This is a genomic window from Streptomyces sp. SAS_270 (genome assembly GCF_052543295.1).
Genome location: NZ_JBMNDS010000003.1, coordinates 170,329 through 194,776 on the forward strand (window position 1 = coordinate 170,329; position 24,448 = coordinate 194,776).

A 24,448-nucleotide genomic window follows, 5' to 3' on the forward strand; every position below is an offset into this window, starting at 1 on the left:
GCGACGACGTCCACGCCCCGCACATGTCCAGGCGCCCGAATTCCTCGACCTGGGGTGCAATAGGGAGTGGGTCAAGGAGCGGCGTCCGGTGCGGTCGATCGCAAGGCGCCGGAAGGTCCTCGTAGCGGAGCTACTAGGGCGTTTCGGCAACGCCGCGAGCGGCCGTGCCGGACGCCGCGACGCCGCTCCCTATTGCACCCCAGGTCGTTACACTCCACGTTCATGCTGCGCGCGCTCGCCGTCGACGACGAACAACCCTCCCTGGAGGAACTCCTGTACCTGCTGAACGCCGATCCCCGGGTCGGCATCGCCGAGGGCGCGAGCGACGCGACCGAGGCGCTGCGCCGCATCAACCGGGCACTGGAGTCCGGCCCCGACGGGCCCGAGGCGATCGACGTGGTCTTCCTCGACATCCACATGCCGGGGCTCGACGGACTCGACCTCGCCCGGCTGCTCACCGGGTTCGCCAAACCGCCCCTCGTCGTGTTCGTCACCGCCCACGAGGGCTTCGCCGTCCAGGCCTTCGATCTCAAGGCCGTCGACTACGTCCTCAAGCCCGTCCGCCGCGAACGCCTCGCCGAAGCCGTCCGCCGGGTCGCCCAGCTGATGGACGCCGCCCCACCGATACCCGTGCACGAACCCGACCCCGACCACATATCCGTCGAACTCGGCGGCGTCACCCGTTTCGTGGCCGTCGAGGACATCACCCACGCCGAGGCGCACGGCGACTACGCCCGGCTGCACACCGCCCAGGGCAGTCACCTCGTCCGTATCCCGCTGTCCACCCTCGAAGAGCGCTGGCGCTCGCGCGGCTTCGTCCGCATCCACCGGCGCCACCTCGTCGCCCTGCGCCACGTGGACGAACTCCGCCTGGACGCGGGCACGGTGAGCGTCCTCGTCGACACGGTCGAACTCCAGGTCAGCCGCCGGCACGCCCGCGAACTGCGGGACCTGCTGATGCGCCGGACCGCGAACTGAGGAGAGGGCCGACATGCCGCACGATCCCGTCGAACGCCGCGTCGTCGTCACCGGAGTGCCCCGCCGCACCCGCCGGACGTCCGGCTACTACCGCCCCCGCACCGAGATCGACGAACAGACCACCCTCGGCCACACCTACGTCCGCTCCCTGATGCACAGTCAACTCCGGGTGGCGCTTGTGGTGTTCGCGGTGCTGGTGCTGCTCGTGGGACCGCTGCCCCTGGTGTTCGCCGCGATGCCCGACAGTGCGAGCCTGGAGTGGGCCGTGCTCGGCTTCGGCCTGTACGCGCCGCTGGTACTGCTCGCCCGCTGGTTCGTGCGCCGCGCCGAACGCAACGAACGGGACTTCGTCCGACTCGTCGAGGACCAGGACCGCTGAGCCGGGTGAACGAGAACTACGCCGTCCCCGCGGTCGCCCTCGTGGTCGTGGCGACCGTCCTGGTCGGCGCGTTCGGCCTGCGCATCTCCCGGACCACCTCCGACTTCTACGTCGCCTCGCGCACCGTCGGCCCCCGCCTCAACGCGGCCGCGATCAGCGGGGAGTACCTCTCCGCCGCATCCTTCCTCGGCATCGCCGGCCTCGTGCTCGTCCAGGGCCCCGACATGCTCTGGTACCCCGTCGGCTACACGGCCGGCTATCTCGTCCTGCTGCTGTTCGTCGCCGCCCCGCTGCGCCGCTCCGGCGCGTACACGCTGCCCGACTTCGCCGAGGCACGGCTCGGCTCGCAGGCGGTGCGCCGCCTCGCCGGTGCCTTCGTCGTCGGGGTCGGCTGGCTGTACCTGCTGCCTCAACTCCAGGGCGCGGGGCTTACGTTGGCGGTGCTGACCGACGCGCCCGACTGGTTCGGCGGGGTCCTCGTCGCGGTCGTCGTGGTCGCGACCGTCGCCGCCGGCGGCATGCGCAGCATCACCTTCGTCCAGGCCTTCCAGTACTGGCTCAAACTGACAGCCCTGCTGGTCCCCGCACTCTTCCTCGTCCTCGCCTGGCAGGCCCACGGAGCACCCCGCCCCGCCTTCGACGAACCGACGACCTTCCGCGAACAACGCGTCGTCAAGGTCGACGACAGCCTCGACCTCAAGCTGAGTCGCCCCCTCGACATCACGGTGACCGGCACCATCGACCACCGCCGCCACGACGGCGAACGCGTCCGCCTGCCCGCCGGCGTCCACCACATCACCCACGGCACCCAACTGACCTTCGCCCGGGGCACCCCCGTCCCCGCCGCCGACCGCGGCACCAACGGCGGCATGTCGACCTCGCTCGCCGCGGGACGGCAGGAACGCCCGCTGTACGCCACCTACGGCCTGATCCTCGCCACCTTCCTCGGCACCATGGGCCTGCCCCATGTGGTCGTCCGCTTCTACACCAGCCCGCACGGCGTCGCCGCCCGCCGCACCACGGTCGCCGTACTCGGCCTGATCGGCGCCTTCTACCTCCTCCCGCCCGTCTACGGCGCCCTCGGCAGGCTCTACGCCCCCGAACTCGCCCTCACCGGCAACGCGGACGCCGCCGTCCTGCTCCTGCCCGACCGTCTGATCGGGGGAGTCGGCGCGGACCTGCTCGGCGCGCTGGTGGCGGGCGGGGCCTTCGCCGCGTTCCTGTCGACCGCGTCCGGACTGACCATGGCGGTGGCAGGCGTCCTCACCCAGGACGTGCTGCCCTCCCGCGGCGTACGGCACTTCAGGCTGGGCACGGTGCTCGCCATGGCCGTCCCGCTCATGGCGAGCGTGCTGGTGGGCGGGCTGCCGGTCGCCGACGCCGTGGGGCTCGCCTTCGCCGTCTCCGCCTCGTCCTTCTGCCCGCTGCTCGTCCTCGGCATCTGGTGGAGGCGACTGACTCCGCCGGGCGCGGCCGCCGGGATGCTGATCGGCGGCGGCTCCGCGCTGGTCGCGGTCGGCGCGACCATGGCGGGCTACCCCGGCTCGGGTGCCCTGCACGCGCTGCTCGCCTGGCCCGCGCTGTGGTCGGTGCCGCTCGGGTTCGTCACGATGACGCTGGTGTCGCTCGCCACGGCGGGCCGGGTACCGGCCGGCACCGCGGCGATCCTCGCCCGGTTCCACCTGCCGGAGGAACTGACGGACGGCCAGAGGCGCGCCGCCGTGCACGCGAAGGAGCGGGAGGCCCAGGCATGAGCGGATTCCTGGCGGGCCTCTGCGTGGCCGTACTCCCATTGCTCGCGGCCGGATTCTGGCTGGGCCGGCGTACCGCGCGCCCCGAAAGCCTCGGCGGCCTCGGCACCCCCGTCGAACACGCCACCTTCCAGACCCTGCACACCGCCTCCCTCGCCGCGCCCCCGCTGCGCGCGGGCCTCACCGGCGAAACGGCCGGCAGGTCAGCCCGGCGGCTGCGCACCCTGCTCGGCACGGACGCGCTCTGCCTCACCGACCAGGAGACCGTCCTCGTCTGGGACGGGGTGGGCGAGCACCACCGCACCGAGATCATGGAGCGGCTCGCCGGCCCGCTGGAGACCGGCCGCGGCGAGGCCTTCCGGCTCAGCTGCGACGCCCCCGACTGCCCGCTGCGCTGGGCCGTCGTCGCCCCCCTCACCGTCGACGACCGGGTGCACGGAGCGCTCGTCGCCTGCGCGCCCCGCGAGTCGGCGGTCCTGGTCCGGGCCGCGGGCGAGGTGGCCCGCTGGGTGAGCGTCCAACTGGAACTGGCCGACCTCGACCAGTCCCGCACCCGCCTGATCGAGGCCGAGATCAGGGCCCTGCGCGCCCAGATATCCCCGCACTTCATCTTCAACTCGCTCGCCGTGATCGCCTCGTTCGTCCGCACCGACCCCGAGCGCGCCCGCGAACTGCTCCTCGAATTCGCCGACTTCACCCGCTACTCGTTCCGCCGGCACGGCGACTTCACCACCCTCGCCGACGAACTCCACGCCATCGACCACTACTTGGCCCTCGTCCGCGCCCGCTTCGGCGACCGCCTCTCGGTCACCCTGCAGATCGCCCCCGAGGTGCTGCCGGTGGCCCTGCCCTTCCTCTGCCTCCAGCCGCTGGTGGAGAACGCCGTGAAGCACGGCCTCGAAGGCAAGACGGACAAGAGCCACATCAGCATCACCGCGCAGGACACCGGAGCCGAGGCCCTGGTCGTCATCGAGGACAACGGCACCGGCATGGACCCCGACCGGCTGCGCCGCATCCTGGCCGGGGAGGTCGGCGTCTCGGACGGCATCGGACTGTCGAACGTCGACGACCGGCTGCGCCAGGTGTACGGCGACGACTACGGCCTCGTCATCGAGACCGCGCTCGGCGCGGGCATGAAGATCACGGCGCGGCTGCCGAAGTACCAGCCGGGCGTGCACTCGGCGGCGCGCCTGCCGAGGGAGCGTGAGTGAACGTCACTGCATCATGTGCTGCGTGACGCCACCATCCCGAGTGTGATCAGACCGAGCACGACCCAGCCGAACCACAGCCAGCCGTTGCTGCCGAGCGCCACCGTGTAGGCGGTCACCGCTACCAGGGCGCTGACGGTGAGCACCCCCATCGTCTTCGTCGATCCGGGCGTGGAACCGGGCATCGCGAAACCCTCCTCCAGGCGGGTCCGCGACGCGGGCCATGGCCTTGGGGCCATTTTCGCCCGGCGGGGCCGCGTTCGCCAGGGGTGGGCGGATCATCCACCGGGGGCGGCACAGACGACCAGGTAGTACCCGTCGGCCCACACGTTCTTGCTCAACAGACCATGGGGCCCGGACGGGACGTCCTTCGCGCACTGGGCGTCCGCCGCATCCTGGGCGTTGCCGTCGCCGGAGACGGGGCCGTCGAGGTAGGTGAAGTCGACCACCTGATCCTGGTGGGGCTTGTCGCAGGAGACCAGCTTGTAGCCCCGGTGCGTGCGCGCATCCCCGTCCACCGGGTTGACGCAGTCGCCCTTCTGGATCTGGGCCGCGCTGTTGAAGACCATCCCGTACGCACGGAAGCCGTCCAGCGGCCCGAACACGTGGTTCGCCTTCCCGACCAGCAGACATGCGACCTCGCCGCCGGTGGCCTTGAAGCCCGGCCCGGTCGGGACGACGGCGAGACTGCGCACGTTTCCACCGAGCTTGCCCGCGGTGCCACGCGTCAGCCCCTCGCAACGGGCCGGACCCTGGGACCGGGCCAGTTCGACCGAGGGAGCCTTGTACAGCGCCATTACCTGCCCGATGTTCTGCTTGCAGCCGGTATCCACCTCCAGGTGCGAGCTGCTGGTCACGTGCTCGGGCGTGTCGTCGGGTGAGGAGACGCAGTCGCGCACCTTGAGCGGTTCGGCGAGGCCGACCGCGTGCCCGTACGGCAGCACGACCTGGTGCCCCATCGCGTACCAGTAACCTCCGCCGGCCAGGCCCAGCGCGAGGAGTGCCGAGGAGAGGGTGAGCAGGAGACGTGGGCGCTTGCGGCGGCGTCGGCCCGAGGGTCCCGGCCACGGGGTGCCGGGCGGTGGTGTCCCGTATCCCAGGGGCGGACCGAAGCCCGGGGGAGTCGGGGTCCATGCGGCGGGCGTGTCCGAACCGAGGGCCGTCGGGGTGTACGGCGCCGCTGCGCCGATGTCCTGGGCCGACGGGTCGTAGAACACGCGACCGCTGGAGTCGAGGGCGGTCGGGGTGTACGGGGCCGGGGTCGCTCCGCCCTGACCCCGGGAGCCGTCGGAGGTGGCGAGCCCGGCCCAGGGCGGCTGCGAGCCCGTGTCGAAGGGGGTCGGCGGGCGGAGCTCCGGCGTGATGATCCGGGCCAGGGCCGCCGCCGCGTCCTCGGCGGAGAGCCGATGGGCGGGGTCCTTGACCAGGAGCGCCTCGACCAGCGGCCCCAGGGCGCCGGCCCGCTGCGCCGGCCGCGGGTCCTCCAGCACCACCGCGGTGATGGCGGCGAGGTCCGTCTCACGGTCGAAGGGGCCGACACCCTCCACGAGGTAGTAGAGGGTGCAGCCCAGCGAGAACAGATCGGCCGCGGCGGTCGGCGGGCCGCCCGTCGCCCGCTCCGGGGCGAGATAGCCGGGCGTTCCCACCAGGGCGGACGTGCGTGTCCACCGCGTCTCCAGGGAGTCCGGCTGGACGGAGATGCCGTAGTCGGTGAGCAGGATCCGGGCCCCCGGGGTGCCCGTACGGTCCGGCGCCAGCAGGATGTTCGCGGGCTTGACGTCCCGGTGCATGATGCCGTGCTCATGGCCTGCGGTCAGGGCGTCCAGGACCGCCAGACCGATCCGGGCGCACTCGTACGGAGCCAGCGGCCCGCGGCGGGGGAGCGCGGCGCGCAGATCCTCCGCGCCCGCCACGTACTCCATCACGATCCACGGCAGTCCCTCGTCCTCCAGGACGTCGTGGACGGTCACCACGTGCGGGTGACTGCGCAGCACCGCCGCGTGCCGGGCCTCGGCCCGGGCACGGGCGATCCGGCCCTCGTGCTCCTCCGGCCCCTCCGCGGGGTTGCGGAACCTGATCTCCTTCAGCGCCACGTCGCAGTCGAGACGCTGGTCGTGGGCGAGCCAGACATGGCCCATCCCGCCGGAGCCGATCCGGTCGAGCAGCAGGTACCGGCCGGCGATGATCCGGCCCACTCCCGACTGCGGTGATCCTGGTGCCATCCGGTGTGCTCCCGGGTTCTGCGTGGAATCGGTACGGTCAGGCCGTGCTCACGGAGGACTCACCCGAGGTGGGCTCGCCCGGCGCGGTGTCGCTGATGCCGGGTTCGGCTGAAACGACCTCGCTCGACGTCGGCGATTCGCTGAGGGTCGGATCGGGGGAGGTCGTTTCGCTCGCGCTCGCTGAGATGTTGTCTGTCGGCAGCCCGCCGGTGCCGCCGTCGTCGGAGCCGCCCGTGGACGACGACCCGCCTGTCGTCGGGCTGGTTGTCGGGTTTGTGGGGTCATCCGTTGTCGGGCTGGTTGTCGGGTTTGTGGGGTCAACCGTTGTCGGGCTGGTTGTCGGGTTTGTGGGGTCAACCGTTGTCGGGCTGGTCGTCGGGCTTGTGGGCCCGGCAGTCGTGGGGCCGGTCGTCGACTCCGTCGGTGTTGGGGACTGGGACGCCACGAGCAGCGTCACCGACTCCCCCCAGGTCCGGTCAGTGCCCTCGGGCGGGTTGCTGCCCGTGACGATCGCGTCGTCGGCGGGCTGCTCACCTTGGTACGCCGGGGTCAGCCCCTCCGCGGCCAGAGCGTTGGCGGCGTCGGCGTACCGCTGCTGCGTCACGGCCGGCACGGTCCGCGGGGCGTCCTTCTGGAAGGTCTCGTCCTCGGTGTCCATGCCCGCGTCGCGGGCGATCACCGTGTCGGGGTTCTGGACGTCGATGAGCTGAAGCCGGTCGACCTTGGCGTCCCCCGGCGGTGCCTGGACGACCATCGCGTCGTGCGGCTTGTAGCTCGCCCACTTCTTGTTGCCGTGCTCGAAGTCCACGGAGATCTTGTCGGCGCTGTGTGTGAACGGACGCAGAGGATTACCGCAGGAGCACTTCACGGCGGGAAGTCCCTGCTGGTCGACCAGAATCGCGATTCCCGCCTGGAGCAAGGAGTCGTAGGAGACGGATTTTCCGTCCTTGAAGTCGTGATTCTTCACGAGTGTGTCGTGGCGCAGAACCACGGGTGTGAGCTTGTCGATGTATTTACCGATCTGGTCCTGACGTATATCCAGGACCTTCGCCCATTCCCGTGCTTTCGCTGAGTTTCCGGGGTCGGTGAGGAATTTCCTGAGCTTCGTCACGAGGCACGTGCCGGGCTTCGTGGACCCGCCGAACACACCCGTCGAGCCGTCGTCCTCTCCGTTGCCCTGCCCGTTGCCGTCGTCGGACGATCCGTCGGTCGGCTGCTCCTCCGAGCCGCCGTACAGGCCCGGCCTGTTGCTCGCCTGCACGCCGCCGGGTGTCTGGTCGGCCTGCAGATCGGTCACGTCCTTGCCGAGACCCTTGCTCTCGTCGAAGAAGGGCGAGAGCGACGGAACGTTGGCCGCGACAGCTCGTACGGCGAACATCTGATCGGATGTGCAGCCGTTGATACCGGCGATCACCAGCGCGAAAATCGCCAGCAGAGCGGTCCTGCGGGCTATGGATATCCCAGCCCTTTGCATTCCTGAGCGCAATGTCATGACCGCTCCCCCTGCGGTTCCCCCGTGATCCCCGTAGATCGAGTCGGATCAAAGGAGTCGGATCCGAGGCGGGGCTTTGTGCTTCATGCTACTGAGCGGAAACGCCTTACCGTCAAGGGCGGTTACCGTATTGTCGATGAAGCCGATGAGCGCTTTTGGGGAAGAGGGGAAGTATGTATTGCAGGAGGTGAAAGGGAGGGGAGTTTCCTCAGTTCCCGCGTGCGTTCAGTGAGGCCAGATAGGCGTTGTACTCCGCCAGCTCCTGATCCCCGTCGCGATCCGCCGCCCGGTCCTTGCGGCGGGCCTGCCGCTGCTCGGAGCCGTACCACTGGAACAACAGTGCGAGGAGCACGAGGACGGACGGGATCTCACTGAAGGCCCAGGCGATGCCGCCCGCCGCGGTCTGGTCGGAGAGCGCGTCGATGGCGAGCGAGGCGGGCGGGTTCTTGTACGTCTCGACCATCGGCTGGGACGCCATCATCAACGCGATGCCGAAGAACGCGTGGAAGGGCATGCCGGCGAACAGCTCCAGCATCCGCATCAGGTAGCCGGGCCGGTTCGGACCGGGGTCGACGCCCATGATCGGCCAGAAGAAGACCAGGCCGACGGCGAGGAAGTGGCACATCATCGCGATGTGCCCGGCCTTCGAGCCCATCAGGAAGTCGAAGATCGGCGAGAAGTAGAGCGCGTAGAGGCTCGCGATGAACAGCGGGATCGTGAACGCGGGATGCGTGATGATCCGCATGTAGCGGCTGTGCAGGAACAGCAGCAGTAGTTCCCGGGGGCCCTTCTTGCCTCGTGTCGCGGAGACCGGCAGGGCGCGCAGCGCCAGCGTGATCGGTGCCCCGAGCAGGATCAGGATCGGCGACAGCATGCTGATCACCATGTGCTGCACCATGTGCACGCTGAACATGACCATGCCGTAGTCGTTGAGTCTGGTGCACATGACGAGCATCACGGTCAGTACGCCGACGACGAAGGACGCCGTCCGGCCCACGGACCACTTGTCGCCGCGTCGTGCGAGCCGGACCACTCCGTAGCCGTACAGGCCGAGGCCCACCAGGCAGGCGACGAGGAAGAACGGGTCCGCGGACCACTCGAGCCCCCGCCCCAGCGTGAACGGCGGCAGATCCATGGTCATGCCGTGCTCGCCGTGATCCATCCGCCGGCTCCTGATTCGTACTGGTTGTGCGCTGTCTGTCCGCACCAGAGTAGAACCGCCCCCGGCCGCTGCTGCGACCGGGGGCGGCTTCACTCGTATCGGTCCTACAGCACGCACTCCGCCTCGGCGTACCGGTCCTCGGGGACCGTCTTCAGCGTCTCGACGGCCTCGGCGAGCGGGACCATCACGATGTCGGTGCCGCGCAGCGCGGTCATGTGGCCGAACTCGCCGCGGTGCACGGCCTCCACGGCGTGCCAGCCGAAGCGGGTGGCGAGGACGCGGTCGTACGCGGTGGGGGTGCCACCGCGCTGGACGTGCCCGAGGATGACCGGGCGGGCCTCCTTGCCGAGGCGGTGCTCCAGCTCCAGGGAGAGCTGGCGGGCGATGCCCGCGAACCGCTCGTGGCCGTAGACGTCCTTGCCGCCCTCGTCGAACTCCATCGTGCCCGCGCGGGGCTTGGCGCCCTCGGCGGCCACGACGATGGCGAACCGCTTGCCCGCCGCGAAGCGCTCGCCGACCTTGGCGGCCAGCTCCTCGATGTCGAAGGGGCGTTCCGGTACGACGATGGCGTGCGCGCCGGCCGCCATGCCGGAGTGCAGCGCGATCCAGCCGGTGTGGCGGCCCATGACCTCCACGATCAGCACGCGCTGGTGGGACTCGGCCGTCGTCTTCAGCCGGTCCAGGGCCTCGGTCGCGACGCCGACGGCCGTGTCGAAGCCGAACGTCACATCCGTGACCGCGATGTCGTTGTCGATGGTCTTGGGCACGCCGACGATCGGCAGACCGCCGTCGGACAGCAGCCGGGCCGCCTTCAGCGTGCCTTCGCCGCCGATCGGGATGACCGCGTCCAGACCGAGTTCCTCAAGATGGCCCTTGGCCCGCTCCACGCCGTCCCGCAGATGTTCGGGCCGGACCCGGGAGGAGCCGAGGATGGTGCCGCCGCGAGCCAGGATGCCGCTCACCGCGTCGAGGTCGAGCTTGAGGTAGTCGCACTCCAGAAGGCCCTTCCAGCCGTCACGGAAGCCGATGACCTCGTCACCGTGATCGACGACGGCGCGGTGTACGACGGACCGGATGACGGCGTTCAGACCGGGGCAGTCGCCGCCTGAGGTGAGGACACCAATACGCATAGCCCGAAATACCTTCTCAACGTGGGCCGGGGACCGGACCACGCTGTCCGGCTGAATCCCGGTCACCCTACCGGCGGGATGGGGTGGTGCCGTAGCAGGCGTCCGCCTGGTGGACTCGGCCGCACAAGTGAGCGGAGAGTCCGTCAAGCGGGCCCGGTGACCACCGTGCCGCAAGCGCCTCGGGCGCGCTTGAGGTATCCCTCGAGCGCGCCTCGTGGAGACCCGGACCGGCCCGCCCCGCGCAGCGCTGCGACCCCCTACGCGGGCTGCGTCGCCGCCGCGATGCGCTCGTTGCGCAGCGCCTCGTACCAGCGGTCGTCGATCGGCGGCAGCGCGTTCACGTCGAGCGCCAGCTTCAGCAGCAGGTCCGCGATCAGCGGATTGCGGGCGAGTACGGGACCGTGCATGTACGTACCGAAGACGGTGTCGTTGTACGCGCCCTCCGTGCCGTCCCCCGTGCCGTTGCCGTTGCCCAGCTTCACCTTGGCGAAGGGACGCGCGGTGGGGCCGAGGTGCGTGACGCCCTGGTGGTTCTCGAAGCCCGTCAGCGGAGGCAGGCCCAGGCGCGGGTCGATGTCGCCCAGTACGTCGCCGACGCAGCGCTCGCCCTCGCCGCGCACGGAGACCACGTCGAGCAGGCCGAGGCCCGGCTCGCGCTGCCCGAGGTCGTTGATGAACTCGTGGCCGAGGATCTGGTACCCGGCGCAGACCGAGAAGACGATCGCTCCGTTGCCGACCGCGCGGTGCAGACCGCCGTCGCGGCGCAGCCGCTCGGCCGCGAGCCGCTGCGGCCGGTCCTCACCGCCGCCGATCAGGTAGATGTCGCCGGAGGTGGGGATCGGCTGGTCGCTGCGCACGTCGAGACGGGCCACGTCGAGACCGCGCTGGCGGGCCCGGCGCTCGACCACGAGGGCGTTGCCCTGGTCGCCGTAGGTGCTCAGCAGGTCCGGGTAGATCCACACCAGGCGCAGGCTGTTGTCGCTCATTCTCTTCGTCCTCACTGGATTGCGCGGATCAGTTGCCGACACGACGCCTCAGGTCCTGGAAAGCGGTGTAGTTGGCGATGACCTCGATGCGTCCCGGCGGTGCCATCTGCACGGCCTGTTCGAGGTTCTCGCAGACCTGGAAGTGCTGGTTCGCGACCTCCAGGCGCACGGCGAGGTCGAGCTTGCGGTCGCCGAGGACGAAGATCGGATGCCCGGTGAGCCGGGTGTAGTCGACGTCCCACAGCCAGGAGGTGTCGGTGCCGTCCGCACCGCGCGCGTTCACCGACAGGATGACCGGGGTCGGCGGCGGGTCGATCAGCGAGAACGTCTCCAGCCAGCCGGCCGGGTTCTTCGCGAGCAGCAGACGCAGGTCGCGCTGCATGAACTGCACCACGTCGTAGCGTCCGGCCACGGCCTGCACCTGGTACATGCGCTCCAGGGCGACCTGCGGCGGTACGCCGAAGACGGCGGCGACGGCGGCCGACGACGCCGCGTTCGCCTTGTTGGCGCGTCCCGGCAGCTGCAGGTGGATCGGCCAGGCGGAGCCGTGCGGGTCCAGGACGTGGTCACCGGACAGGGCCCAGGTGGGCGTCGGGCGGCGGAAACCGCAGTCGCCGCAGAACCAGTCGTCGCCGGGGCGCTGCATCACACCACCGCAGGACGGGCAGGACCAGGCGTCGTCCTTCCACATCTGTCCGGCGGCCACCCACATGACGTTGGGCGAGGAGGACGCGGCCCACACGACCAGCGGGTCGTCGGCGTTGGCGACCACGACGGCCTTGGAACCGGCCAGCCCCTCGCGCCAGTGCTCGGCCATCATCCGCGTCTCGGCGGCCCGGTCGAGCTGGTCGCGGGAGAGGTTGAGCAGCGCGATGCACTTGGGGTCGGGGGCGCGCGCGACACCGGAGAGGTACTTCTCGTCGACCTCGATGACCGCGAACCTTGCGTCCGAGCCGCCGGCCAGTGCCGAGGTGATACCGGCGGGCATGTTGGCGCCCAGCGCGTTCGACACGACCGGTCCGGCGGCGCGCAGTGCCTCCGCGATGAGCCGGGTCGTCGTGGTCTTGCCGTTGGTCGCCGACACCAGGATCACGTCCAGGTGTGTGGCGAGCCTGGCCAGCAGGTCGGGGTCGAGCTTGAGTGCCACCCGGCCGCCGATCACCGATCCGCTGCCGCGTCCGGCGGCGCGCGAGACGGCCGCTGCCGCCTTGCCCGCCGTCACGGCCAGCTTGGCCCGCGGCGTCAGCGGGTCCGAGTTGCCTGACATCGTTCTCGATCCTCCTTGCGTACGCGCCGCGCCCCTGCCCCCGGCACCGTGTGGGCCTCAGCCTATCGAGATCCACTCACGTGCCCGAATCGCGGCACCTCCACGGTGCCCGCGCGCTCGTCGCGCGTCATTGAGGACCGTACCCTTGCCGCCATGCGACACAGCTCCATCCCGGGCGCCCGAGGGCGCGTCCGGCCCCTGACCCTGCTCGGCGACCCCGCGCTGCACACGGAGTGCGCGGAAGTCACCGACTTCGGTCCCGAACTCGCCCGCCTCGTCGAGGACATGTTCGCCACGATGTACGCCGCCGAGGGCGTCGGCCTCGCCGCGAACCAAGTCGGCGTGCCGCTGCGGGTCTTCGTGTACGACTGCCCGGACGACGAGGACGTCCGCCACGTAGGGCATGTGGTGAACCCACGCCTTGTCGAGGCGGACGGTGTGGTCCTGCGCGGTCCCGAGGGGTGTCTGTCCCTGCCGGGGCTGGAGGCGGGGACGGAACGGTACGACCACGCGGTCGTCGAGGGGTTCACGGCGACGGGCGAGCCGGTGACCGTGCACGGCACGGGGTGGTTCGCCCGGTGTCTTCAGCACGAGTGCGATCATCTCGCCGGGGGCGTTTACGTGGATCGCCTCTCGGGGTGGCGCAAGAGGCGTGTTCTCCGGAAGGCCGCGCGGGCGCCGTGGGGGCGGTGAGTCGCCTGGCGGGTGCGGGTTGATTGTGGCTGGTCGCGCCGTTCCCCGCGCCCCTTCGGGGGCGCCTCAGAACCCGGGCCCGCCGACCTTGTCCCCCGCCGCGGCGAGCCGTCCCCACAGCAGGTCCGCCAGGCTGCGCACCAACTCGGCCCGCGTGCAAGGCCGTTCGCCGAGCCACCAGTCGCCGGCTGCGTGCATCATGCCGACGATGCCGTGACCCCAGACCCGGGCGAGCTGCTGGCTGCCGGGGCCGAGGTCGACGCGCTCCTCGATGACCTCGGCGAGTTCCTCGCCCATGCGGCGCAGCAGGGGAGCGGAGTGCTTGCCGACGTCGAAGCCGGGGTCGCCGGGCTGGCCGCCCTCCGCCGGATGCATCAGGAAGCGGTACACCTGCGGGCGGGCCTCGATGGCCGCCAGGTAGGTGTCGAGCGTCGCCTCGACCCGCTCCCTGCGTTCGGCCGGGGCGTCCAGTGCGGCCCGCAGCGCTCCGAGGAGGGCGTCGGTGTGCCGCGTGGCGAGAGCGGCGTAGAGTCCGCCCTTGTCACCGAAGTGCCGGTAGAGGATCGGCTTGGTGATGCCCGCCTCGGCTGCGATGGCGTTCATCGAGGCCTGGGGGCCGTCGCGGAGCACCACGCGGTCGGCGGCCTCCAGCAGTTCACGCCGGCGGCGGTCGGCGGACCTCTGCTGGTCGGTCCGCTGTGTGGTGTCCATGATCTCTCCCCACCCGTGCTGATTCGGTGACGCCTGCGCAAACTAGCACTTGGGGCCCCGTTCGTATCGAACGGGCTACCGAGTGAGACGCAGGAGTTGACTTTTACTACCGGCGAGTAACAGACTCCAGTTACCGCAAGTAACAGGCGAACGCAGCGCTGGAGGGGACATGGCCGAGTTCACCATGGAGCTCAACGACGAACAGAAGGAGGTCCGGGACTGGCTGCACGGCTTCGCCGCCGATGTGATCCGCCCCGCGGCCGCCGAATGGGACGAGCGTGAAGAGACGCCGTGGCCGGTCATCCAGGAGGCCGCGAAGGTCGGCATCTACTCCCTGGACTTCTACGCCCAGCAGTACTTCGACCCCACGGGCCTCGGCATACCCATGGCCATGGAGGAGCTCTTCTGGGGTGACGCGGGCATCGCCCTCTCCATCGTCGGCACCGGCCTCGCCGCCGTGGGCGTCCTCGCCAACGGCACCGAGGAGCAGATCGGCACCTGGATCCCCCAGATGTACGGCGATGCCAACGATGTCAAGGTCGCCGCCTTCTGCTCCTCCGAGCCCGACGCCGGCTCCGACGTGGCTTCCATGCGCACCCGCGCGGTCTACGACGAGGCCAAGGACGAGTGGGTGCTCAACGGCACCAAGACCTGGGCGACCAACGGCGGCATCGCCAACGTGCACGTCGTCGTCGCGGTCGTGGACGCGGAGCTGGGTTCCAAGGGCCACGCCTCCTTCATCGTCCCGCCGAACACGCCGGGTCTGTCCCAGGGGCAGAAGTTCAAGAAGCACGGCATCCGCGCCTCGCACACCGCCGAGGTCGTCCTGGAGAACGTCCGCATCCCCGGCTCCTGCCTCCTCGGCGGCAAGGAGAAGCTGGACGCCCGGCTCGCCCGTGCCCGGGAGAGGGCCAAGGCGGGCGGCGGCGAGCGCGTGAAGAACGCCGCGATGGCCACCTTCGAGGCGTCCCGCCCCGCCGTCGGCGCCATGGCGGTCGGCACGGCCCGGGCGGCGTACGAGGAGGCCCTGGAGTACGCGAAGACGCGTGAGCAGTTCGGGCGCCCGATCATCGACAACCAGGGCGTCGCCTTCCAGCTCGCCGACATGAGGACGTCGATCGACGCGGCCCGCCTCCTGGTGTGGCGCGCCTCCTGGATGGCGATCAACGGCAAGCCGTTCACCGCGGCCGAGGGCTCCATGTCGAAGCTCTTCGCCAGCGAGACCGCCAAGAAGGTCACCGCCCAGGCGATCCAGATCCTCGGCGGCAACGGCTACACCCGCGAGTACCCGGTCGAGCGCATGCACAGGGACGCGGCGATCTACACCATCTTCGAAGGCACCAGCGAGATCCAGCGCCTGGTGATCGCCCGGACGCTGGCGGGCATGCCGATCCGCTAGCGATGGCGCAGCGGCGTCAGCTGCTCGATGTCGTAGCGCGAGCGCAGCTCCTCGATCGCCGCGTGATCGGGCGGGCCGCCGGCCGACAGGATGTCGAGCAGCTCCTCGAAGTAGTGCTCGTGGTCGGGCGGCGGTGACGCCTGGAAGAACATCTTCGCCGGTACGTCGGTGGGGTTGGCGAAGGCGTGCGGGCACCCCGGCGGCACCACGATGACCGTTCCGGGGGTCGCCCGCACCACGCGGTTGCCCGACGAGGACTCCCAGCGACGCCAGCTGTCGAGGGTGCGCACCCGCGGCTCGAAGGCGAGCACGTCCAGCTCGCCTTCGAGGACGTAGAACAACTCCTCGCTGCGGGTGTGCACATGGGCGCCGACGTCGAAGCCGGGCGGCACGACCACCTCGAAGCTGGACGCGCTGCGCGAGTGCGTGCCGGTCACCTTGAACGTGACGTGCTGGGCTGCCGTCCGGACCGTGCGGCCGTGGCCCGGCGGCACCAGCAGCCCTTCCGGCGCTGTCATCGGCCGCTCACCATGTCACGGGCAGGGCCTCGGGCCCCCGGATCAACGCACCCTTCTTGAAGGGCACTTGGCCGGGCGGTACCGCGAGCCGCAGCCCGGGCACCCGGTCGAGCAGCGCGTCGACCATCAGCTCCGACTCCAGCCGGGCCAGCATCCCGCCCACGCAGTAGTGCGGCCCGAAGCCGAACGACACATGGGGGTTCGGGCCACGCGAGAAGTCGATGGTGTCGGGGTCGGGGAAGACGTCCGGGTCACGGTTGGCGGCCAGGTACGAGACGTACACGGCGTCGCCCTTGCGGATCCGCACGCCCCTGACGTCCACGTCCTCGGTGGCGATCCGTGAGAGCCCGACGGCGCTGCGGTGCGGGATGTAGCGCAGCAGCTCGTCGATCGCCTGCGGGCGCAGGGCCGGATCCGCGCGCAACTCGGCGCACAGGTCGGGGCGGGTGAGCAGGATGTAGAACATCTGCCCGCAGTTGTTGGTGACCGCCTCGCCGCCGATCTGGATGAGCACGGCGAGTCCGACGGCCTCCTCGACGGTCAGCTCGCCGCGGCCCACCGCCGCACCGAGCAGCGAGGTGACGTCCTCGCCGGTGCTGCCGTGCCGGTCGCCGACGAGCTTCGCGAAGTACGCGCCCATCTCGTCCTTGGCCCGCTCGCTCACTTCGGCGCCGTGCGTGGAGGACAGGATCAGCTGGGTCCATCTGTGCATGGCCTGTCGGTCGGCGGCCGGGACGCCCATCAGCTCACAGATGACGGCGATCGGGAAGGGGCTCAGGATCGCCGCTGTCAGGTCGGCGGGCGGGCCCTCCCGGAGCAGCTCGCCGACCAGTTCGTCCAGCATCCGCCGGGCGTTCTCGCGCACCCGCTCCACCCCGCGCGCCGTGAAGGCCGCCGCCACCGAGCGGCGCAGCCGCGTGTGGTCCGGGGGATCGGCGAAGCCGACCGCGCCGGCCGCCGGGATGAAGTGCGGGGCGAGGCGGGTGACCTGCCGCTCCATGACCGCCGCCCGGCTGAAGCGGGCGTCGTTGGCCACGAACCTGACGTCGTCGTGGCGTGTCACCAGCCAGGCCCAGCCCTCGCCATTGGGCAGCCGGATCCGGGTGACCGGACCCTCGCGCATCAGCTCGGACAGCACCGGGTCGAAGTCGACACCGCTCAGGTCGAGGGCGGGCCAGTCACGGACCGGGGGAAGGATCTCGGTCAGGGTCTCGTCGGTCATGCCGTCTCTTCGCTTGCGCAGTTCCAGCGGCCCAGGGCCATTTCCGCGGTGATGCCGGGCCCGAACCCGGCGAGCAGTCCGCGCGCGGCGTGCTCGGCGCCACCCTCGTCGAACAGCCGGCGCAGCGCGTCCAGGACGACGGCGCTCGCGATGTTGCCGTACTCGGTGAGCGTGGCCCGGCTGAACCGGAAGGCCTCCGGCGGGACCTGAAGGAACTTGCTGAGGTCGTCCAGGATCCGCGGGCCACCGGCGTGGATGATGTAGAAGTCCAGGTCGGAGGCGTTCCAGCCGTGCTGCCTGGCGAGCGCCTGGAGGGCCGGCGCGAGGGGTTCCATGGTGGTCGGCACCCGCTTGTCCAGCAGGAAGTGGAATCCGGTGGCCCGGACGTCGTACATGATCCAGTCCTCGGTCTTGGGGATCAGGTAGGAGCCGTTGCGCTCCAGGCTGATGCCGGTGCCGCCCTTGCCGCGGACGACGGCGGCGGCGATGCCGTCCCCGAACAGGCCGTTGCACAGCAGCGAGCCGACGCCGAGATCGGTCGGCTGGTAGCACAGCGAGCAGAACTCGCAGGCCACGATGAGGGCGTTGGCCTCGGGGTAGGCCGTGCAGAAGTCATGGGCCCGGTTGATCGCGGCGCCGCCCGCGGCGCAGCCCAACTGGGCTATGGGTATCTGCCGGGTGTCGCTGCCGAAGTCCATCGCGTTGATCAGCCACGCCGTCAGCGAGGGCATCATGAACCCGGTGCACGACACGTAGAGGATCACGTCGATGTCGGTGGTGAGCAGCTCGGCGTCGTCCAGCGCCCGCTGCACGACCGCGGGGACGCGGGCCTTCGCCTCGTTCTCGTAGACCTTGTTGCGTTCCTCGAAGCCCGGATGCCTCAGCGTCTCCTCGATGGGCTGCACGATGTGCCGGGTGCGGACGCCGGTGTTCTCGATCAGGCGGAGGGCCAACGGCAGTTGGGGGTGGTCCGGGTGACGGGAGCGCGCCAGCTCAAGCGTCTCCTCCATCGTGATCACATGTTCCGGAACGGAGACCGCGGGTCTGCACAGAGTCGCCATGGAGCGCGCCTACTTTCGCCTTCCGGGGAACCTCTCGTCCCCCGGGCGGAAAGGGAGGGTGGTCCACCCACGATCACCCGGCGGCGCGGGGATATCGCGTCGGACTACTCCAGACCGGGGAACCCCCACAGAACATGGCAACCTGGTCGAACGAGGACGAGACAGCCGAATCCAAGGAGTCGCGATGCCGCGGACAGCCAGGGAACTGCTGGACGACACCACCGGGAAACTCGCTCCGGACCCCCATGCCAACCGGCTCCTGCCGCTGATCGCCCGGGGCGCCGCGCAGCGCTCCACGCTCACCGCCCTCGGACTGGAGCAGCACCATGTGATCGCCGCGGACCTGCGGGCCTTCCGCCATCTGGCCGAGCGGTCGGCGGCGGAGCCCGAGTGCGCGGCCTTCTTCACGCTGCTCGCGGAGGGCGAGAGCCTGGCCCGGGAGCGGCTCGGGGCGTACGCCGCCGCCTGCGGGTCGGACGAGGCGCGGACGGCGGCCTACGAGCCACTCGCGGACTGCCAGGCCTATCCCGCCTACGTGGTGTGGCTGGCGCTGAACGGCTCACCGGCTGACGTGGTGCTCGCGCTGAGCGCCAACTTCTCGGCGTGGGGCGGCTATTGCGCGGCGATCGCCCAGGCCCTGCGCCACCACTACGGCTTCACGGACGAGGCGTGCGGGTTCTTCGACCTCTTCGCCGAGCCCGCGCCGGAACTGGAGCAGAAGGCCCAGGCCGCCGTGCAGGCGGGGCTCGACGCCGGGCGGGTCGACGAGGACGCGGTGTACCGGTACGGCCGGCTGCTGCAGAGCTACGAGTCGACGTTCTGGCACGCGCTGTGGGAGCTCGACCAGCGGACCGGCTGACGTCTCGTCAGTCGGTCGTGCCGCTGCTGTGCGCGATGCAGGCGACGTCGATGCGGTCGGCGAGCTTGGCGAGTTCGATGGTGAGCGCCGCCACCGTGTCCTCGTCGAGCCCGTCCTGACCGGCCTCCACCAGATGGAGCCACCGGCCGCCCACCGTGCGCAGCAGCTTGCTCACGTCGGCAGCCGACACCTGCAACGTTCCGCGGTCGTCGACGATCAGAGGCAGGGTCACTTCGCGGTTCACAGGGGGGATCGTAGCCGCGGAACGCTCACGCTCCGTGCCATACGGTGGTGATGTTGCAGAACTCGCGGATTCCGTGTCCCGCCAGTTCACGCCCGTAACCGGACCGCTTGACCCCGCCGAAGGGGAACGCCGGGTGGGACGCCGTCATCCCGTTGACGTACACGGCGCCCGCCTCCAGATCCAGGACGAACCGGTCCACCTCGGACTCGTCGCGCGTCCACACGTTGGAACTCAGCCCGAACGGCGAGTCGTTGGCGATCGCCACCGCCTCGTCGAGATCGGCGGCGCGGTAGAGCGTGGCGACCGGGCCGAACGCCTCCTCCCGGTGGATGCGCATGTCGGGGGTGATGTCGGCGAGGACGGTCGGCGGGTAGTACCAGCCCGGCCCGTCCGGGCGCTCGCCACCGCACAGCACCGTCGCGCCGTTCTCCACCGCGTCCTCGACGAGTTCCTCCAGGTCGTCGCGGCCCTGTTCGCTGGAGAGCGGTCCGACGTCGGTGTCCTCGTCCATCGGGTCGCCGACCTTCAGTGCCCTCATCCCTGCCGTGAAGCGCTCGGTGAAGGTGTCGAACACGTCCGTGTGCACGATGAACCGCTTGGCGGCGATGCACGACTGCCCGTTGTTCTGCACCCGTGCCGTCACCGCGGTCCGCGCGGCCCGGTCGATGTCGGCCGACGGCATCACCACGTACGGGTCGCTGCCGCCCAGCTCCAGGACCGTTTTCTTGATCGCGTCCCCGGCGACGGAGGCGACCGCCTGGCCCGCCGGTTCACTCCCGGTGAGTGTTGCCGCCTTGACGCGCTCGTCGCGCAGGATGCCCTCCACCTCGCGCGAGCCGATCAGCAGCGTCTGGAAGCAGCCCTCGGCAAAGCCCGCCCGACGGAACAGGTCCTCCAGGTAGAGGGCGGTCTGCGGCACGTTCGAGGCGTGCTTCAGCAGGCCCACGTTGCCGGCCATCAGCGCGGGCGCGGCGAACCGGATCACCTGCCACAGCGGGAAGTTCCACGGCATGACCGCGAGCACCGGGCCCAGCGGGCGGTAGCGCACCCGCACGTGGGCGGCCCCGGAGTCCTTGACGTCCCCGTCGTCGGGCTCCTCGTCGGCGAGCAGCCCGGCGGCGTGGTCCGCGTACCAGCGCATCGCCTTCGCGCACTTGGCGGCCTCCGCGCGGGCCTGCTTGACGGGCTTGCCCATCTCGGTCGTCATCACCCGGCCGATGTCCTGCTGGTCCTCCTCCAGCAGATCGGCGGCCCTGTGCAGCAGCCGCGCCCGTTCGGCGAAGGGTGTGGTGCGATGGGCGCGGAACGCGGACTCGGCCGCCGCGAGCCTGTGCTCGATCTCCGCGCCGCTCAGGGCCTCGTATGTCCTGAGCGTCTCGCCGTTCGCCGGGTTCACCGTCGCGATGGGCATGGCCGACCTCCTGAAGACGGGCTGTTCCTCGACCCTCCCGCGCGGCACGGGCCTGCGCAACGCGGCGGGTGTCCTGTCAGCGTGCGTCCCCCGAGTGCTCCAGCAGCCGGTCGAGAAACGCGGCCTGGGCCGTCACGATCACCTCGCGGGCCCGCTCCAGGCCGAACCACTCCACCCGGTCCAGTTCGGGGAACTCCTGTGTGCGGCCCGACTTGGGCGGCCACTCCATGGTGAAGGTGCCGGGCACCGCGGTCGCCGGGTCGAGGTCCGCCTCGATCGCCCACACCGTGACGATCTTGCGGTTGGCCTGGCGGACCTCGCCGAGCGGCAGTGCCTTCCCGTCGGGCGGTGCGAGCCCCAGCTCCTCCCGGAACTCCCGGCGCGCGGCGTCCCAGGCAGGCTCGTCGGGCTCGTACTCGCCCTTCGGAACGGACCACGCCCCGGCGTCGCGGCGCGCGAAGAACGGGCCGCCCATATGGCCCAGCAACACCTCGATGCCGTCCTCGGTGTGCCGGAACAACAGCAGGCCCGCGCTGCGCTTCTCCGTCACGGCTTCACCTCCGGGTGCGCGGCGAGCAGCGTCTCGACCGTGTCGGCCTCGGCGGGCGTCTTGTCCTCGCGGTAGCGCACGACGCGGGCGAAGCGGAGGGTGACGCCGGCCGGATAGCGGGTGGACTTCTGCAGGCCGTCGTAGGCGATCTCGACGACGAGTTCGGGCCGTACGGTCACCACATGGCCGTTGTCCTCGACGGCCAGTTTCCCGAGCCGCTCGGTCTGCCAGGTCAGCATCGCGTCCGTCATCCCCTTGAACGTCTTGCCGAGCATCGCGAACGACCCGTCCTCGCTCTGCGCGCCCAGGTGCAGGTTGGACAGCTTGCCGGTGCGCCGGCCATGGCCCCACTCGGCGGCCAGTACCACCAGGTCGAGGGTGTGCACGGGCTTGACCTTCAGCCAGGAGGCACCCCGCCGCCCCGCGCTGTACGGGGCGTCGAGCGCCTTGCAGACGACGCCCTCGTGCCCGCGGGCGAGCGTGTCCACGAGGAACCTCTCCGCCTCGGCGAGGTCGTCGGGCCCCTGCACGAGAGTGCGCCGCACCCGCATCGGCTCGGGCACCAGCCGCGCCAGCTCGGCGTGCCGGGCGGTGAACGGAAGGTCGAGCAGGTCCTTGCCGTCCACGCTCAGCGCGTCGAAGAAGACGGGCGAGACGGGCACCGCGGCGGCGGCCGTGGCCACGTCCGCCCGGGAGCCGACCCGCCCGGCGGTCTCCTGGAAGGAGCGCGGCCGCCCGTCCTCGTCCAGCGCGATCACCTCACCGTCCAGGATGAAGCGCTCGCCCTTCAACTCCAGCGCGGCGGAGGTGAGTTCGGGCAGCCGGTCGGTGATGTCGTCGAGGGTGCGGGTGTGGACGCGTACGACGTCGCCGTCGCGGTGCACCTGGACGCGGATGCCGTCGAGCTTCTCCTCGACCGCGCAGGGGCCGAGCTTGCCGACGGCCTCGGCGACCGACGCGGCGGTGTGCGCCAGCATCGGCAGCACCGGCCGGCCGACGGTGAGCCGGAAGGCGTCGAGCGCCTGCGGCCCCTCGGCCAGCAGCGCCTGTGCCACGGTCTGCAGTGAGCCCGCGAGCATCACCGCCCGCCGGACATCCCCGGCCGGCGCGCCGGTCGCCTCGGCCAGCCCCTCCACGGCGACCGCGTCCAGCGCGCCCTGCCGCACCTCGCCGGTGAGCAGCCCGAACAGGAAACGCTGCTCGTCCTCGGTGGCCGCCGCCATCAACTCCCCGACCAGCCGCGCCCGTTCGGCCTGCGATCCGGCGCCGGAGACACCGCCCAGTTCGGTGAGCCGGGCGTCCACCCCGCGCACGGTCAGTGAGGGCTCCGCGGCGGGGGCCACGCGGCGGCTCAGCACCTTCCAGCCGATGCCGAGCCGCCCCTGTGGCAGGCGTCCCGCCAGATACGGGATGACGATCGGCGCGTCGTCCGCGTCGGCATCCCGGAACAGCTCGGCGAGCAGGGCGATCTTCCGGGACCGTGCCGAGGCGGCGGCGACCTCCTGGGACACATGGGCGAGCCGGGTCAGCAGCATGCAGCCATGGTGCAACGGAGGCGCGCGCTCCACACCTGTACGTCGACGGCCGGGCGCGGACGCCTACGGGTGTACACCCCCTAGGCGCCCGCGTCGAGGTCGGACATGATCAGGTCGCCGTTGACCGTCGCGGCGGCCCGGTACCCGGCACTCGCCGCGTTCACCACCTGTTCCGCGAAGCCGATCGCGTTGCCCGCCGCCCACACGCCGGGCACGGTGGTCAGGCCTGTCTCGTCGACCACGGGGTAGGTGCCGAACGGCGTCTGCCGCAGCTTGGCGCCGAGCTGCTCGAACAGGCCGTTGCGCGGCACGGCCCGGGGCGCCACGAACAGCACCTCGCGGTCGTGCGAGGTGCCGTCCGCGAGCCGGACCCCGGTGAGGCGGTCGTCCTCGACCAGCAGCTCCGTCACCTCCCCGGACACCACGGTGACGGCGGCCGCGGCGAGCCGGCGCCGGTCGTCGCCCGAGAGCTCGCCCGCGGTGACCGTGTGCAGGAACAGCGTCACGTCCTTGGACCACTGGGACACCATCAGCGCCTGGTGCACGCCCGCCGGGGTCGTGGCCAGCACCCCGAAGGCCTGGTCGCGCACCTCCCATCCGTGGCAGTACGGGCAGTGCAGCACATCCCGCCCGAAGCGCTCGGCGACGCCGGGAACCGTCGGCAGCTCGTCCCTGAGACCGGTGGCGACGACGAGCCGGCGTGCCCGCACGGTCCGTCCGCTCGCGAGAAGCACGGTGAAGCCGTCCCCCGTCCGGGTGACCTCCGCCGCCCGGTCCCGGACGAGCTCGACGCCGTAGCGCGCGATCTCCTCGCGTCCGAGGGCGAGGAACGCGGCGGGCGGCATGCCGTCGCGCGACAGATAGCCCTGCATGTGCGCGGCGGGCGCGTTGCGCGGCTCGCCCGCGTCGACGACCAGCGTGTGGCGCCGGGCCCGGCCCAGCACCAGCGCGGCGGACAGTCCGGCCGCTCCGCCGCCGACGACGACCACTTCGTACTGCTCGGTCATGGTGACCACCTCCATGGAGAAGGTCGCCCGAACCTCGCGGGATTGACAAATGTCTTTGCCGATTCTGCAATAATGGCATGAGTACGGATGAGGTTCTCGCGGGCGTGGGTCCACGGCTTCGGCGGCTGCGCAAGGAGCGGGAGGTGACCCTCGCGGCGCTGTCCGAGGCGACCGGCATCTCGGTCAGCACCCTGTCGCGCCTGGAGTCGGGCCTGCGCAAGCCCAGCCTCGAACTGCTGCTGCCCATCGCGCAGGCCCACGAGGTGCCCCTGGACGAACTGGTCGGCGCCCCGCCGGTGCGCGACCCGCGCGTGCGCGCCGAGCCGATCGTGCGCCACGGCCGCACGTACTGGCCGCTGACCCGGCAGCCCGGCGGCCTCCAGGCCTACAAGGTGCGTGAACCGCAGCGGCAAGCGGTGCCGGACCCGGAACCGCGGACGCACGAGGGGTACGAGTGGCTGTACGTCCTCTCCGGGCGGCTGCGGCTGGTGCTGGGCGAGCACGACGTGGTGCTCTCGGCGGGGGAGGCGGCCGAGTTCGACACGCGGGTGCCGCACTGGTTCGGGTCGACGGGGGAGGGGCCGGCGGAATTCCTCAGTCTGTTCGGGCCGCAGGGCGAGCGGATGCACGTACGGGCGCGCCCCGCGCGGGAGTGACGGACGC

General features: G+C 71.0%; 24 protein-coding genes. 8 read left to right on the top strand and 16 right to left on the bottom strand.

From position 1 onward, the window contains the following. Positions 1–222: 222 nt before the first annotated feature. Genes ACN6LB_RS03520 through ACN6LB_RS03535 form a run of 4 tightly spaced genes read left to right on the top strand, consistent with a single transcriptional unit; the run spans position 223 to position 4,319 of the window. Positions 223–978, top strand: a complete 756-nt coding sequence (locus tag ACN6LB_RS03520; protein WP_356136381.1) for a LytR/AlgR family response regulator transcription factor — start codon at positions 223–225, stop codon at positions 976–978. 13 nt (positions 979–991) lie between these two features. After that, a complete protein-coding gene (locus tag ACN6LB_RS03525) occupies positions 992–1,357 on the top strand; it encodes a hypothetical protein (protein WP_356136383.1) in 366 nt (121 codons plus the stop codon). A 5-nt stretch (positions 1,358–1,362) separates the two neighbouring features. Then, positions 1,363–3,111 (top strand): sodium/solute symporter, encoded by a 1,749-nt coding sequence (locus tag ACN6LB_RS03530; RefSeq protein ID WP_445024497.1) that lies wholly within the window; start codon positions 1,363–1,365, stop codon positions 3,109–3,111. Further along, complete coding sequence (locus ACN6LB_RS03535; protein ID WP_356136387.1) at positions 3,108–4,319, top strand: sensor histidine kinase; 1,212 nt, start codon at positions 3,108–3,110, stop codon at positions 4,317–4,319. Before ACN6LB_RS03530 ends, ACN6LB_RS03535 begins: the two co-directional genes overlap by 4 nt. Positions 4,320–4,330: 11 nt before the next feature. Here the strand turns inward: ACN6LB_RS03535 and ACN6LB_RS03540 are convergent, their stop codons facing one another. The 7 genes from ACN6LB_RS03540 to ACN6LB_RS03570 form a co-directional block, all read right to left on the bottom strand. After that, positions 4,331–4,501 carry a hypothetical protein gene (locus tag ACN6LB_RS03540; RefSeq protein ID WP_356136389.1) on the bottom strand — a complete coding sequence of 57 codons (171 nt, stop codon included), beginning with the start codon at positions 4,499–4,501 and terminating at the stop codon, positions 4,331–4,333. Positions 4,502–4,594: 93 nt separating this feature from the next. Further along, entirely contained in the window at positions 4,595–6,538 is a 1,944-nt protein-coding gene (locus ACN6LB_RS03545; RefSeq protein ID WP_445024498.1) for a serine/threonine-protein kinase, read from the bottom strand. Between the two features lie 37 nt (positions 6,539–6,575). Further along, entirely contained in the window at positions 6,576–8,030 is a 1,455-nt protein-coding gene (locus ACN6LB_RS03550; protein WP_445024499.1) for a DUF6777 domain-containing protein, read from the bottom strand. A gap of 208 nt (positions 8,031–8,238) precedes the next feature. Next, entirely contained in the window at positions 8,239–9,192 is a 954-nt protein-coding gene (locus ACN6LB_RS03555) for a cytochrome c oxidase assembly protein (RefSeq protein WP_356136395.1), read from the bottom strand. A gap of 104 nt (positions 9,193–9,296) precedes the next feature. Further along, positions 9,297–10,322, bottom strand: a complete 1,026-nt coding sequence (locus ACN6LB_RS03560; protein WP_356136397.1) for a 6-phosphofructokinase — start codon at positions 10,320–10,322, stop codon at positions 9,297–9,299. 257 nt (positions 10,323–10,579) lie between these two features. Next, positions 10,580–11,308, bottom strand: coding sequence for a type 1 glutamine amidotransferase (locus ACN6LB_RS03565; RefSeq protein ID WP_356136399.1), 729 nt, complete (start codon positions 11,306–11,308; stop codon positions 10,580–10,582). A 28-nt stretch (positions 11,309–11,336) separates the two neighbouring features. Continuing rightward, entirely contained in the window at positions 11,337–12,575 is a 1,239-nt protein-coding gene (locus ACN6LB_RS03570; RefSeq protein WP_445024500.1) for a MurT ligase domain-containing protein, read from the bottom strand. 153 nt (positions 12,576–12,728) lie between these two features. On the opposite strand from ACN6LB_RS03570, the gene def reads away from it, so the two are divergent. After that, positions 12,729–13,268, top strand: a complete 540-nt coding sequence (gene def / locus ACN6LB_RS03575) for a peptide deformylase (RefSeq protein ID WP_445024501.1) — start codon at positions 12,729–12,731, stop codon at positions 13,266–13,268. A gap of 66 nt (positions 13,269–13,334) precedes the next feature. Here the strand turns inward: def and ACN6LB_RS03580 are convergent, their stop codons facing one another. Beyond that, on the bottom strand, positions 13,335–13,979 hold the full coding sequence (locus ACN6LB_RS03580) for a TetR family transcriptional regulator (protein ID WP_356136405.1): 645 nt from the start codon (positions 13,977–13,979) through the stop codon (positions 13,335–13,337). A 169-nt stretch (positions 13,980–14,148) separates the two neighbouring features. Here ACN6LB_RS03580 and ACN6LB_RS03585 point away from each other — a divergent pair, with 169 nt between their 5' ends. Further along, positions 14,149–15,378, top strand: a complete 1,230-nt coding sequence (locus ACN6LB_RS03585; protein WP_445024502.1) for an acyl-CoA dehydrogenase family protein — start codon at positions 14,149–14,151, stop codon at positions 15,376–15,378. On the opposite strand, the gene ACN6LB_RS03590 is transcribed toward ACN6LB_RS03585, so the two are convergent. The 3 genes from ACN6LB_RS03590 to ACN6LB_RS03600 are packed head-to-tail and all read right to left on the bottom strand — an operon-like array spanning position 15,375 to position 18,179. Further along, positions 15,375–15,896, bottom strand: a complete 522-nt coding sequence (locus tag ACN6LB_RS03590; RefSeq protein ID WP_445024503.1) for a cupin domain-containing protein — start codon at positions 15,894–15,896, stop codon at positions 15,375–15,377. The two genes, ACN6LB_RS03585 and ACN6LB_RS03590, sit on opposite strands and share 4 nt — an antisense overlap. A 7-nt stretch (positions 15,897–15,903) precedes the next feature. Further along, complete coding sequence (locus ACN6LB_RS03595) at positions 15,904–17,118, bottom strand: cytochrome P450 (protein WP_356136411.1); 1,215 nt, start codon at positions 17,116–17,118, stop codon at positions 15,904–15,906. After that, the gene (locus ACN6LB_RS03600; protein ID WP_445024504.1) at positions 17,115–18,179 is read right to left on the bottom strand and encodes a type III polyketide synthase; all 1,065 of its coding nucleotides are present in this window, start codon (positions 18,177–18,179) and stop codon (positions 17,115–17,117) included. The genes ACN6LB_RS03595 and ACN6LB_RS03600 overlap by 4 nt, the downstream gene beginning before the upstream one ends. A 184-nt stretch (positions 18,180–18,363) precedes the next feature. Between ACN6LB_RS03600 and ACN6LB_RS03605 the strand changes: the two genes are divergently transcribed. Continuing rightward, on the top strand, positions 18,364–19,038 hold the full coding sequence (locus ACN6LB_RS03605) for a transcriptional regulator (RefSeq protein ID WP_445024505.1): 675 nt from the start codon (positions 18,364–18,366) through the stop codon (positions 19,036–19,038). A gap of 7 nt (positions 19,039–19,045) precedes the next feature. On the opposite strand, the gene ACN6LB_RS03610 is transcribed toward ACN6LB_RS03605, so the two are convergent. From ACN6LB_RS03610 to ACN6LB_RS03630, 5 genes are all read right to left on the bottom strand, one after another. Further along, on the bottom strand, positions 19,046–19,282 hold the full coding sequence (locus ACN6LB_RS03610) for a DUF6213 family protein (RefSeq protein ID WP_356136417.1): 237 nt from the start codon (positions 19,280–19,282) through the stop codon (positions 19,046–19,048). 25 nt (positions 19,283–19,307) lie between these two features. After that, positions 19,308–20,693, bottom strand: coding sequence for an NADP-dependent succinic semialdehyde dehydrogenase (locus ACN6LB_RS03615; protein WP_445024506.1), 1,386 nt, complete (start codon positions 20,691–20,693; stop codon positions 19,308–19,310). A 76-nt stretch (positions 20,694–20,769) separates the two neighbouring features. After that, a complete protein-coding gene (locus ACN6LB_RS03620) occupies positions 20,770–21,243 on the bottom strand; it encodes an NUDIX domain-containing protein (RefSeq protein WP_356136421.1) in 474 nt (157 codons plus the stop codon). Beyond that, positions 21,240–22,778: an ATP-dependent DNA ligase gene (locus ACN6LB_RS03625; protein ID WP_445024507.1), complete on the bottom strand. Its 1,539-nt coding sequence runs from the start codon at positions 22,776–22,778 to the stop codon at positions 21,240–21,242. Before ACN6LB_RS03625 ends, ACN6LB_RS03620 begins: the two co-directional genes overlap by 4 nt. Positions 22,779–22,858: 80 nt before the next feature. Next, entirely contained in the window at positions 22,859–23,785 is a 927-nt protein-coding gene (locus ACN6LB_RS03630) for an NAD(P)/FAD-dependent oxidoreductase (RefSeq protein ID WP_445024508.1), read from the bottom strand. A gap of 77 nt (positions 23,786–23,862) precedes the next feature. On the opposite strand from ACN6LB_RS03630, the gene ACN6LB_RS03635 reads away from it, so the two are divergent. Continuing rightward, entirely contained in the window at positions 23,863–24,441 is a 579-nt protein-coding gene (locus ACN6LB_RS03635; protein ID WP_445024509.1) for a helix-turn-helix domain-containing protein, read from the top strand. Positions 24,442–24,448: the final 7 nt, after the last annotated feature.